This window comes from Pseudomonas sp. GW821-FHT09C09 (assembly GCF_059418105.1).
The window spans coordinates 233,654-245,419 of the sequence record NZ_JBWKPF010000003.1; the positions used below are offsets into that span (position 1 = coordinate 233,654).

Sequence of the window (11,766 nt, forward strand, 5' to 3'; positions counted from 1 at the left end):
AGGCGGTCGAGCATGACGCTGACCGCCGCTTGTGTCACGCCGGGCGCAAGACCTGCGCCCGGTTTTTTCCCGATCAGCGTTGCGCTGCAGGGATGCCTTGCGCCTGAGCGTCAGCCTTGGCAGCCGCCGACGGGCTGGTTGGCCAGGCCTTCAGGTCCAGGTCCAGATCGGCGAACTTGCTGGAGTCGAACACTGGCTGGTCGACGCCGGCGCGGCGCTGTTCGTCGTAGTCGCGCATCACACGCATGCCGACCTTGAACAGCAGGGCCAGGGCCACCAGGTTGACGAAGGCCAGGCAGGTCATGGTGATGTCGGCGAAGGCGAACACGGTCGACAGGTCCTGCATCGAACCCCAGACCACCAGCGCCAGGACCAGACCGCGGAACGTCATCAGCGCAACGCGGTTGCGGGTGAGGAACTGCAGGCTGTTTTCGCCCAGGTAGTAGTTGTAGAGGATGCAGGTGAAGACGAACAGCGACAGCGCGACGCTGACGAACATGCGGCCCCAGTCACCGACCACGGCGGCCAGCGAGTTCTGGGTCAGGACGATGCCGTCACCTTCGAAGCCCGGGGTGTAGAAGCCCGAAAGCAGGATCAGCAGCGCGGTGCAGGTGCAGATCACGAAGGTGTCGAGGAACACGCTGAACGCCTGAACCACGCCCTGAGCGCCAGGGTGCTTCACGGCCGCCACGGCGGCGACGTTCGGCGCACTGCCCAGGCCCGCTTCGTTGGCGAACACGCCACGCTTCACGCCCATGACAATCGCGCTGCCGAGCAGGCCACCGAAGGCCGGGTCGAGACCGAAGGCGCTCTTGAAGATGGTGACCAGCATGGCCGGTACGTGTTCGATCTGGGTGCCGATCACGTACAGGGTCACGGCGATATAGGCCAGGGTCTTGACCGGAACCAGCAGGTCGGACACCGAGGCGATGCGCTTGATGCCGCCGATGAAGGTGATGGCCAACAGCACAGCCAGGACGATACCGGTGTGTTGCGGGTCAAAGGCAAAGGCGTTTTGCAGCGAGTGGGTCACGGTGTAGGACTGCAGGCCGATGAAGGCGAAGCCGTAGGTGACCAGCAGCAGGATCGAGAACACCACCGCCATGCCCTTGAGCTTCAGGCCGTGCTGGATGTAGTAGGCCGGACCGCCACGGTACAGACCATCACCATCGGCACGCTTGTAGACCTGGGCCAGAGTACATTCGAAGAAGCTGCTGGACATGCCGACCAGTGCGGTCACCCACATCCAGAACACCGCACCCGGACCACCCAGGGTCACGGCGATGCCGACACCGGCGATGTTGCCTGCACCGACGCGGCCGGCGAGGCTGAGCATCAGGGCCTGGAACGAGCTGAGTTGACCGGCGCTGCCTTTGAGGCTGTCGCGGAACACCGCGAACATGTGGAAGAAGTGGCGCAATTGAACGAAACGCGAGCGAATCGTGAAGTAGCTACCGAGCCCGACAATGAGCACGATCAGTACTTTCCCTGAGAGGAAGTCGTTGATGACTTCGAGCATGGATTTTTCCTCGCTGTTTATTGTGTAAGCAAATGCTGGATGGTCGGAAACATCGCGTTACACCGGTGTGCGCGCGGCACAACGGGCGAGGCGAGGGTTTCGTCCCGGATCCATATCGCGGGTTTGTTATTAGTTCGGGTTTCGCATGGGTTATGGCCTCGTTACCGACGACCGCTCACGCGAAGAGGGGCGGCACTATACCGATCAGTGCGGCGCCCGTCTGCACGGTTGTGGTGCAAGCGACGAAACGAAGCTTTGAAACACCCGACGTTACCGGCGTCGGGGCTTTTGCGGGATGACTCCCACAGAAGACGATTGTCCTTTCAAATAGTTAAAAAAAAGGGCTTGGGGAATGATCCCCAAGCCCTCAAAAGGTGAGAGGTGTCTAGTCCCTCGACCTGGTGAGCGGTGCTACAAGTAACGCGTCGGATCAGGCCTTCAGAGGCACCAGACGCGGAGCAATCATGTTTTCCGGGCGCAGGATGTCGGCGAGCATGGCGTCGTCGAGCAGACCTTCTTCGCGCACCAGTTCCAGCACGCCGCGGCCGCTTTCAAGGGCGATACGGGCGATGCGGGTGGCGTTTTTGTAGCCGATGTACGGGTTCAGTGCGGTGACCAGACCGATCGAGTGTTCGACCAGTTCGCGGCAGCGCGCTTCGTTGGCGGTGATGCCGACGATGCAGTGCTCGCGCAGCATGTCCATGGCGCGTTGCAGCAGACGGATCGAGTCGAGGATCTTGAAAGCGATCAGCGGCTCCATCACGTTCAGTTGCAGTTGGCCGCCTTCGGCTGCCATGGTCAGCGCCAGATCGTTACCGATGACCTGGAACGCAACCTGGTTCACGGCTTCCGGGATCACCGGGTTGACCTTGCCTGGCATGATCGAGCTGCCTGGCTGACGTGCCGGCAGGTTGATTTCGTTGATGCCGGTGCGTGGGCCGCTGGACAGCAGGCGCAGGTCGTTGCAGATCTTCGACAGCTTGACCGCGGTGCGCTTGAGCATGCCGGAGAACAGCACGAAGGCGCCCATGTCGGAGGTGGCTTCGATCAGGTCGGCGGCTGGAACCAGCGGTTGACCGCTGATCAGGGCCAGACGCTGTACGGCCAGGGCCTGATAGCGCGGGTCGGCGTTGATGCCGGTACCGATCGCGGTGCCGCCCAGGTTCACTTCGGTCAGGACTTCCGGGGCCAGCGTCTTCAGACGGGCCAGGTCTTCGCCCATGGTGGTGGCGAATGCGCGGAACTCTTGACCCAGGGTCATCGGCACGGCGTCTTGCAGCTGGGTACGACCCATCTTCAGGACGTGGTTGAATTCTTCACCCTTGGCCGCGAATGCCTGAATCAGGCTGTCGAGGCTGGCCAGCAGCGCGTCGTGACCCAGCAGCAGACCCAGGCGGATCGCGGTCGGGTAGGCGTCGTTGGTCGACTGCGCCATGTTCACGTCGTCGTTCGGGTGCAGGTACTGGTACTCGCCTTTCTGGTGACCCATCGCTTCCAGCGCGATGTTGGCGATCACTTCGTTGGCGTTCATGTTGGTGGAGGTACCGGCGCCACCTTGAATCATGTCGACCACGAACTCTTCGTGGAAATCACCGCGGATCAGACGGGCACAGGCTTCGCTGATGGCAGCGTGCTTGGCTTCGCTCAGGTGGCCCAGCTCACGGTTGGCGTCAGCGGCGGCCTGTTTGACCATCGCCAGACCGACAACCAGCTTCGGGTAGTGCGAAATCGGAACGCCCGAGAGGCGGAAGTTGTTCACCGCTCGCAGGGTCTGGATGCCGTAATACGCTTGAGCAGGGACTTCCAGGGAGCCAAGCAGGTCGTTTTCTGTGCGGAATGATGCAGCGGAGGACATGATAGAAATCATCTCGATATGGACCCGGTCTGTGCCGGAACGCTGCGAATGCTAGGCTTGTGGGAATTTTTGGGCCAATGCTGTTAAACACTGCCCTATGCACATTCGGCATAATGCCCGTGTGACGCCGCGTGCGCGGCAGACGTGTGACCTGTTTTGGTGCGTGTCCGGGAGGACGTGATGAATCTGGAAAGCAAATGGCTCGAGGACTTCAGTGCCCTGGCCGCCACCCGCAGCTTCTCGCAGGCAGCCGAACGGCGCTTCGTGACCCAGCCGGCCTTCAGTCGGCGGATCCGCAGCCTGGAAGCCGCGCTCGGGCTGACGCTGGTCAACCGCTCGCGCACGCCGGTCGAACTGACGGCAGCGGGGCAACTGTTTCTGGTGACCGCGCGCACCGTGGTCGAACAGCTCGGTGAAGTGCTGCGCCATCTGCATCACCTGGAAGGCGGGCAGGGTGAAGTGATCCAGGTCGCGGCGGCGCACTCGCTGGCGCTGGGTTTCTTCCCGCGCTGGATCGCGCAACTGCGCAACGAAGGCCTGAACATCGCCACGCGGCTGGTGGCGACCAACGTCGGCGACGCGGTGCACGCGCTGCGTGAAGGTGGCTGCGATCTGATGCTGGCGTTCTACGACCCGGACGCAGCGATGCAGATGGACCCGGAAATCTTCCCGTCACTGCACCTGGGCCAGACCGAAATGCTCCCGGTTTGCGCAGCGGACGCGGATGGCAAGCCGTTGTTCGATCTGGAAGGCGAGGCCAGTGTGCCGTTGCTTGCCTACAGCGCCGGGGCATTTCTCGGCCGTTCAGTGAACGGCTTGCTGCGCCAGCGACAGCTGCGCTTCACCACGATTTATGAAACCGCCATGGCCGACAGCCTTAAAAGCATGGCCCTGGAAGGCCTCGGCATTGCCTGGGTGCCTCAATTGAGCGTGCGGGCCGAACTGGCCCGGGGCGAACTGGTGGTCTGCGGCGGCCCGCAATGGCATGTGCCGCTGGAAATTCGCCTGTACCGCTGCGCGCTGGTGCGCAAGGCCAATGTGCGGTTGTTGTGGCGCAAGCTTGAAGGCGGTGCCGCACAATCTTCCTGAATGCGCTGGCGCTGACCTTTGAGTCAATAAAACCGGGGCTTTGGCTCATTTGACAGATGGTCGCAACGGGGGCTGTTTATTGCTTTCTTTGCGGTATACTGCGCGGCCTTCGGCCGGTTCGTCCGGCCATTTTTCCTACAACAAGCCACGCAATCTGCGTGGCTTGTTGTTTTTGACGCGCCTGCGGGCGCCCAGAGAGAAGAGGCGCGACGATGAGTGCACTGGTTGGCGTGATCATGGGCTCCAAGTCCGATTGGTCCACCCTTAGCCACACCGCCGATATGCTGGAAAAGCTCGGCATCCCGTACGAGGTCAAGGTGGTGTCTGCCCACCGCACCCCGGATCTGCTGTTCCAGTACGCTGAAGAGGCCGAAGGCCGCGGCATTGAGGTGATCATCGCCGGTGCCGGTGGTGCGGCCCACCTGCCAGGCATGTGTGCGGCCAAGACCCACCTGCCGGTGCTGGGCGTTCCGGTGCAGTCGGCCATGCTTTCGGGCGTCGACTCGCTGCTGTCGATCGTGCAGATGCCGGCCGGCATCCCGGTTGCCACCCTGGCCATCGGCAAGGCCGGTGCGATCAACGCCGCGCTGCTGTCGGCGAGCATCCTGGGCGCCAAGCATCCACAATTCCACGCGGTACTGAAGACCTTCCGTGCCGAGCAGACGGACAGCGTCCTGGACAATCCAGACCCACGTATTGCCTGAGGTTGTTGAGATGAAGATCGGTGTAATCGGTGGCGGCCAGTTGGGTCGCATGTTGGCCTTGGCGGGCACCCCGCTGGGCATGAACTTCGCTTTCCTCGACCCTGCGCCGGACGCTTGCGCCGCTGCGCTGGGCGAACACCTGCGGGCCGATTACGGCGATCAGGATCATCTGCGTCAGCTGGCCGATGAAGTCGATCTGGTGACCTTCGAGTTCGAAAGCGTCCCGGCTGAAACCGTGGCCTTCCTTTCGCAGTTCGTGCCGGTCTACCCGAGCGCCGAAGCCCTGCGCATCGCTCGTGACCGCTGGTTCGAGAAGAGCATGTTCAAGGACCTGGGGATTCCGACCCCGGCGTTCGCCGACATCCAGTCGCAAGCCGATCTGGACGCCGCCGTCGCTTCGATCGGCCTGCCTGCCGTGTTGAAAACCCGCACCCTGGGTTACGACGGCAAGGGCCAGAAAGTCCTGCGCAAGCCGGAAGACGTGGTCGATACCTTCGCCGAACTGGGCAGCGTGCCTTGCCTGCTGGAAGGCTTCGTGCCGTTCACCGGTGAAGTGTCGCTGATCGCCGTGCGTGCCCGTGATGGCGAGACGAAGTTCTATCCGCTGGTGCACAACACCCACGACAGCGGCATCCTCAAGCTGTCGGTCGCCAGTTCCGGTCACCCGCTGCAGGCTTTGGCTGAAGACTACTCCAGCCGCGTCCTCAAGCAGCTGGACTATGTCGGCGTGATGGCGTTCGAGTTCTTTGAAGTCGACGGCGGCCTCAAGGCCAACGAAATCGCCCCGCGCGTGCACAACTCCGGTCACTGGACCACCGAAGGCGCCGAGTGCAGCCAATTCGAGAACCACCTGCGGGCCGTTGCCGGTCTGCCGCTGGGTTCGACGGCCAAGGTCGGCGAGAGCGCAATGCTCAACTTCATCGGTGTGGTTCCGCCGGTCGAGAAGGTCATCGCCATCGACGATTGCCATCTGCATCACTACGGCAAGGCCTTCAAGGCCGGGCGCAAGGTCGGTCACGCCAACCTGCGTTGCAAGGACAAGGCGACCCTCGAACAGCAGATCCTCAAGGTCGAGGCGCTGATCGCCGAATAACGAGAGTTTCATCTGGCAGCGGCGGAACCATTAGGGGCCGCCGTTCTCTGATGGCAGGATGCCAAAGTCTGACTAGGCTTTGGCCTATCGACCAATTCAGAGGGAAATGCCATGGGAATTATCGGAACCATCTTTATCGGCCTGATCGTCGGCCTGCTGGCACGGTTCCTCAAGCCGGGCGACGACAGCATGGGCTGGATCATGACCATCCTGCTGGGCATCGGCGGTTCGCTGGCAGCCACCTACGGCGGCCAGGCTCTGGGCATTTATCACGCGGGCCAGGGCGCCGGCTTCTTCGGTGCGCTGGTGGGCGCGATCATCCTGCTGGTGATCTACGGCCTGATCAAAAAGAACTGATCCAAAGCGATAAAGCCCTCTCTGCCAAACCGGTGGAGAGGGCTAGAATGCTCGGCGATTTACTGTTTCCTTTTTCCTACGAGCATCTTCATGCGCCGTCTTCTGTTGACTCTCCTTTTGCTGGGCAGCGGTCTGGCCCACGCCGGCGAACTGCCGGAAACCGACTGGCTGGAACTGATGCCCAAGTCGGATCAGAAAGCCCTCGAGGCCATGCCTGAAATCGACCACAACTCTCCGGAAGCCACCGGCACCTTCACCCAGAAAGGCGGGATGAAGCAGGCCAAGGGTTTGCCGGCGGTTATGTATTCGACCAAGACCGTGGCGTCGATGAACGACAAACACATTCGCATCGGTGGTTATCCGGTGCCGCTGGAGTCGGACGCCAAGGGCCGCAGCACGCTGTTTTTCCTCGTGCCGTACCCGGGCGCCTGCATCCACGTGCCGCCACCGCCACCGAATCAACTGGTGCTGGTGCGCTACCCCAAGGGTTTGAAGCTGGACGACATCTACACGCCGCTGTGGGTGACCGGCACGCTGAAGATCGAAAAGGTCAGCAATGACCTGGCCGATGCAGCCTATGCGCTGGAAGCGGACAAGGTGCGGGTGGTGCAGGAAAAGGATCTGTAATCCCGAGAAGCAAAAAAAATCGCAGCCCAAGGGCTGCGATTTTTGTTTTCAGAGCGGCTTGCTGCCGACGCTGACACCCATGGTGTGGCTGGCATCCGGCGCGAGGGTCACGATGTCATCCATCACATTCGCCGTTTCGATGCACAACATCCGCTGCCAGCCATCGTTATCCATGTCGCTGAACGCGGCGGCGCGGTCGATCCAAGGGTTCCAGATGACTGCCGTGCGTGAGCCGGTAGCGGTCAGCACGATGCGCCGCTCCCAGGCCGGATCGACGATGCTCAATTGCGGCGGAGCGTCGAGGTAAATGCGGTCGGTTTCCCCGGCAAAACGCAGGTCGTCTTGCTGGGTGTGCGTCTTCCAGTCATCCAGGGTCTCGATGTATTCCAGACCGTCCACGCCTTCGACGCGTACGTTGCGCACATCGCTGACGGCGAAATAGCTGTGCAGCGCCTGGCTGATGCTGACGGTGTCGGCACCGCGGTTGTGGCTGGTCAGGCTGATGTGCAGCTGATCGTCGAGGCGCAGGGTCAGGGTCAGGTCGACCTGATGCGGCCAGTCCGCAAACCCGCCTTCAGGGTAGGGCAGGGTGAATTCCACCTTCAAGCTTTCGCCCTCGGTTTCGATACCGCCCAGCTCCCAGTCCATCGCCCGGACAAACCCGTGGGCGGCCGCCGGCTCTTCGCTGACGCGCATGGCCTGCACGCTCTGCGGGTTGCGGGCGAAGACGCCGAACCACGGCCAGCACACCGGCACGCCGGCGCGGATGCTCTTGCCGGTCTTGAACACGGCCTTGTCGTTCAGCCAGATCAGCGGCGGCTGGCCGTCCACCTGATAACTGAGGATGTGCGCGCCTTGCTGGGCCACCAGCACTTCGGCCTGACCGTGGCGGATGCGCCAGCAGTTCAGTTCATCCAGTTTCACGGCTTCAACGTTGGGCGTGTTCATGGGACAACTCTCGAATCAGCAACTTGGGACGACTATCGACCTTCAAACGGCCGCGAGGTTTAACGTGCGCGTGGCGGAACCGAACGGGTGCGACCGCTGCCATCGATGGCCACGAACACGAACACCGCTTCGGTCACTTTACGCCACTCGCTGGACAGCGGGTCGTCGCTCCACACCTCGACCATCATCTGGATCGAGCTGCGGCCGATTTCCAGGGTCTGGGTATAGAAGGACAATTGCGCGCCGACGGCCACCGGCACCAGAAACGCCATGCGGTCAATGGCAACGGTCGCGACACGGCCACCGGCGACGCGGCTGGCCATTGCAGTGCCGGCCAGGTCCATCTGCGCCACCAGCCAGCCGCCGAAAATATCGCCGAAGCCGTTGGTTTCGCGAGGAAGCGCGGTGATTTGCAGGGCCAGGTCGCCTTGCGGGATCGGATCTTCTTGTTCGAGCTCTATCATGCCGGGGGTGCCTCTGACCCGTGACTCTTCGTTGGGTATTGCTGGTGGTAGCCGTCTTCAGGAAAAACGATTCAGCACCGAACATACTACGTTCGTCACGTTTTCCATAAGGCGCCTAAAGGGGAAACTCTGCGAAACCGGCTGGATCCACGCGCCAAGGCGACCAACGACGTTTTCGCACAGCAACCCCCTACAAGCGGGAGCAGGATTGCGAGTATATCGGTCGGTAGACTCCGCGACGACCATCCGGTTCTCATTTCGACCGTCAAATACGCGCCTCTATGTGCTTTTTCGAACAATTTGCTATGGTGCCGAACCTGCCCGAGCCACAGCCAGCGTTGTTGTGGCGGCAGATCCGACTATAAGAGAAGACCTTGCCATGACCACAGCGCCCTCGAGCATCGCGCAGCCGGACCAACCCGCACGACCCTTGACCCGCAATGACTACAAGACTCTGTCGCTATCGGCCCTGGGCGGTGCGCTGGAGTTCTACGATTTCATCATTTTCGTGTTCTTTGCCACCGTGGTCGGCAAATTGTTCTTCCCGGCCGACATGCCCGAGTGGCTGCGCCTGATGCAGACCTTCGGCATCTTCGCTGCCGGTTACCTTGCGCGGCCGCTGGGCGGGATCGTGATGGCGCACTTCGGCGACCTGCTGGGGCGCAAGAAGATGTTCACCCTGAGCATCTTCATGATGGCCGTGCCGACCCTGATCATGGGCCTGCTGCCGACCTACGCGCAGATCGGCATGTGGGCGCCGATCCTGCTGCTGTTGATGCGCGTCATTCAGGGCGCGGCGATTGGCGGTGAAGTGCCGGGGGCGTGGGTCTTCGTTTCCGAACACGTACCCGGAAAGCATGTCGGCTATGCCTGCGGGACCCTGACCAGCGGCCTGACGGCGGGCATCCTGCTCGGCTCGCTGGTCGCCACCGCGATCAACAGCATTTATACGCCGGTGGAAGTTTCGGATTACGCCTGGCGGATTCCGTTCCTGCTCGGCGGCGTGTTCGGCCTGTTCTCGGTCTACCTGCGCCGCTGGCTGCACGAAACCCCGGTGTTCGCTGAACTGCAACAGCGCAAGGCCCTGGCCGAAGAAGTGCCGCTGCGCGCGGTGCTGCGTGACCATCGCGGGGCCATCGCGGTCTCGATGCTGCTGACCTGGCTGCTGTCCGCCGGCATCGTCGTGGTGATCTTGATGACCCCGACCGTGCTGCAGACGGTCTATCACTTCTCGCCGACGATGGCGCTGCAATCCAACAGCCTGGCCATCGTCTTCCTGAGTCTGGGTTGCATCATTTCCGGCGCGCTGGCGGATCGCTTCGGCGCCGGTCGCGTGTTCGTGTTCGGCTGCCTGGGCTTGCTGGCCAGCTCCTGGACGTTCTATCACAGCCTCGCCGATCACCCGGGCTGGCTGTTCCCGCTGTATGCACTGACCGGTTTCCTGGTCGGCACCATCGGCGCGGTGCCGTACGTGATGGTCAAGGCGTTCCCGCCGGTGGTGCGCTTCAGCGGTCTGTCCTTCTCTTATAACGTCGCCTACGCGATCTTCGGCGGCCTGACCCCGATGGTGGTCAGCCTGCTGCTGAAAGAAAGTGCGATGGGGCCGGCCTATTACGTGGCGGTGCTGTGCGGGATGGGGATCCTGGTCGGCGCCTGGCTGTGGAGCAAGGGGCGGTAATTCATCCCACACGTTCGGTTACAACTGAAAGGCCAGCCTTCCGACAGGGGATGCTGGCCTTTCATCCAATTGTCATATTTCAGCCATAGAGTGTTCACACGGCCTGCTGATACTTGGCCCCGACTTAACACCCCCTATCTGCTAGGAGTAAGGCATGAAACTGAAGCGTTTGATGGCGGCAATGACTTTTGTCGCTGCTGGCGTTGCGACCGCCAACGCGTTCGCCGCTGTTGACCCGTCGATCCCGAGCTACACCAAGACCACTGGTGTGTCGGGCAACCTGTCCAGCGTCGGCTCCGATACCCTGGCCAACCTCATGACCTTGTGGGCCGAGAACTACAAGAAAGAATACCCGAACGTAAACATCCAGATTCAGGCCGCTGGCTCCGCCACCGCGCCACCTGCGCTGACCGAAGGCACCTCCAACCTGGGCCCGATGAGCCGCAAGATGAAGGACACCGAACTGGCGGCCTTCGAACAGAAATACGGCTACAAGCCAACCGCTATCCCGGTTGCCGTGGACGCCCTGGCTGTATTCGTACACAAGGACAACCCGATCCAGCACCTGACCATGGAACAGGTTGACGCGATCTTCTCGTCCACCCGTCTGTGCGGCGCCAAAGCCGACGTCAAAACCTGGGGCGACCTGGGCGTGACCGGCGACCTGGCCAACAAGCCGGTTCAACTGTTCGGCCGTAACTCGGTATCCGGCACCTACGGCTACTTCAAGGAAGAAGCCCTGTGCAAAGGCGACTACAAGCCTAACGTCAACGAACAACCAGGCTCGGCTTCGGTCGTGCAGTCGATCAGCTCCTCCCTGAACGGCATCGGTTACTCGGGCATCGGCTACAAGACCGCCAGCGTGAAAACCGTTGCTCTGTCGAAGAAAGGCAGCACCGAGTTCATCGAAGACAGCGAAGAAAACGCCCTGAACGGCAAGTACCCACTGTCCCGCTTCCTGTACGTGTACGTGAACAAGGCCCCGAACAAGCCTCTGGCCCCGCTGGAAGCCGAGTTCGTGAAACTGGTTCTGTCGAAACAGGGCCAGGAAGTGGTAGTGAAAGACGGCTACATCCCACTGCCGGCCAAGGTTGCTGCAAAAGCACTGGCTGACCTGGGTCTGCAGGAAGGCGGCGCTGAAGTCGCAAAAAAGTAACAAACTGAGTCAGGGGTGAACCCCGCCTGACTCCCGTGTGGGGCCCGGCCCGCAAGCGGCCCGGCCCCCACACTCCCCGAATTCTTTTATCCACTGCCAGTGCCCTGCTGGCGGCGGATTTGGTGCGTCACTGCATTGTCATCTTTCTGTCATACAGGATCGCTAGGGTGTGCGCATGAATGATCTGGCCAATTCCAAAATGACTACGAACCCTCCCAAGCGCATTGATTTCAATACGCCTGAGTTGCAACGCAAGCGCCGCATTCGCGCGCTCAA

General features: G+C 61.7%; 11 protein-coding genes. 7 read left to right on the top strand and 4 right to left on the bottom strand.

All coding sequences use genetic code 11. From position 1 onward, the window contains the following. Nucleotides 1-73: 73 nt before the first annotated feature. Complete coding sequence (locus AC07NR_RS10745; RefSeq protein ID WP_085708807.1) at nucleotides 74-1,519, bottom strand: alanine/glycine:cation symporter family protein; 1,446 nt, start codon at nucleotides 1,517-1,519, stop codon at nucleotides 74-76. Between the two features lie 430 nt (nucleotides 1,520-1,949). Continuing rightward, nucleotides 1,950-3,374, bottom strand: a complete 1,425-nt coding sequence (gene aspA / locus AC07NR_RS10750) for an aspartate ammonia-lyase (protein ID WP_085708808.1) — start codon at nucleotides 3,372-3,374, stop codon at nucleotides 1,950-1,952. A gap of 180 nt (nucleotides 3,375-3,554) precedes the next feature. On the opposite strand from aspA, the gene AC07NR_RS10755 reads away from it, so the two are divergent. The 5 genes from AC07NR_RS10755 to AC07NR_RS10775 all read left to right on the top strand — a co-directional run bounded on the left by AC07NR_RS10755 (nucleotide 3,555) and on the right by AC07NR_RS10775 (nucleotide 7,244). Beyond that, nucleotides 3,555-4,463 (top strand): LysR substrate-binding domain-containing protein, encoded by a 909-nt coding sequence (locus AC07NR_RS10755; RefSeq protein ID WP_248740371.1) that lies wholly within the window; start codon nucleotides 3,555-3,557, stop codon nucleotides 4,461-4,463. Between the two features lie 212 nt (nucleotides 4,464-4,675). Further along, nucleotides 4,676-5,167, top strand: coding sequence for a 5-(carboxyamino)imidazole ribonucleotide mutase (purE, locus tag AC07NR_RS10760; protein ID WP_007954291.1), 492 nt, complete (start codon nucleotides 4,676-4,678; stop codon nucleotides 5,165-5,167). 10 nt (nucleotides 5,168-5,177) lie between these two features. Then, a complete protein-coding gene (locus tag AC07NR_RS10765) occupies nucleotides 5,178-6,260 on the top strand; it encodes a 5-(carboxyamino)imidazole ribonucleotide synthase (RefSeq protein WP_085708810.1) in 1,083 nt (360 codons plus the stop codon). Nucleotides 6,261-6,371: 111 nt separating this feature from the next. After that, the gene (locus AC07NR_RS10770; protein ID WP_114886415.1) at nucleotides 6,372-6,617 is read left to right on the top strand and encodes a GlsB/YeaQ/YmgE family stress response membrane protein; all 246 of its coding nucleotides are present in this window, start codon (nucleotides 6,372-6,374) and stop codon (nucleotides 6,615-6,617) included. Nucleotides 6,618-6,707: 90 nt separating this feature from the next. Continuing rightward, entirely contained in the window at nucleotides 6,708-7,244 is a 537-nt protein-coding gene (locus AC07NR_RS10775; protein WP_085708811.1) for a DUF3299 domain-containing protein, read from the top strand. Nucleotides 7,245-7,292: 48 nt separating this feature from the next. Here AC07NR_RS10775 and AC07NR_RS10780 read toward each other — a convergent pair whose 3' ends face one another. Continuing rightward, nucleotides 7,293-8,192: a D-hexose-6-phosphate mutarotase gene (locus AC07NR_RS10780; protein ID WP_495078547.1), complete on the bottom strand. Its 900-nt coding sequence runs from the start codon at nucleotides 8,190-8,192 to the stop codon at nucleotides 7,293-7,295. Nucleotides 8,193-8,251: 59 nt separating this feature from the next. Further along, the gene (locus tag AC07NR_RS10785; protein WP_003229628.1) at nucleotides 8,252-8,656 is read right to left on the bottom strand and encodes an acyl-CoA thioesterase; all 405 of its coding nucleotides are present in this window, start codon (nucleotides 8,654-8,656) and stop codon (nucleotides 8,252-8,254) included. 379 nt (nucleotides 8,657-9,035) lie between these two features. On the opposite strand from AC07NR_RS10785, the gene AC07NR_RS10790 reads away from it, so the two are divergent. After that, nucleotides 9,036-10,334, top strand: a complete 1,299-nt coding sequence (locus AC07NR_RS10790) for an MFS transporter (RefSeq protein WP_423204564.1) — start codon at nucleotides 9,036-9,038, stop codon at nucleotides 10,332-10,334. 154 nt (nucleotides 10,335-10,488) lie between these two features. Then, a complete protein-coding gene (locus AC07NR_RS10795; protein ID WP_085708814.1) occupies nucleotides 10,489-11,490 on the top strand; it encodes a phosphate ABC transporter substrate-binding protein PstS in 1,002 nt (333 codons plus the stop codon). The last annotated feature ends 276 nt before the right edge of the window (nucleotides 11,491-11,766 follow it).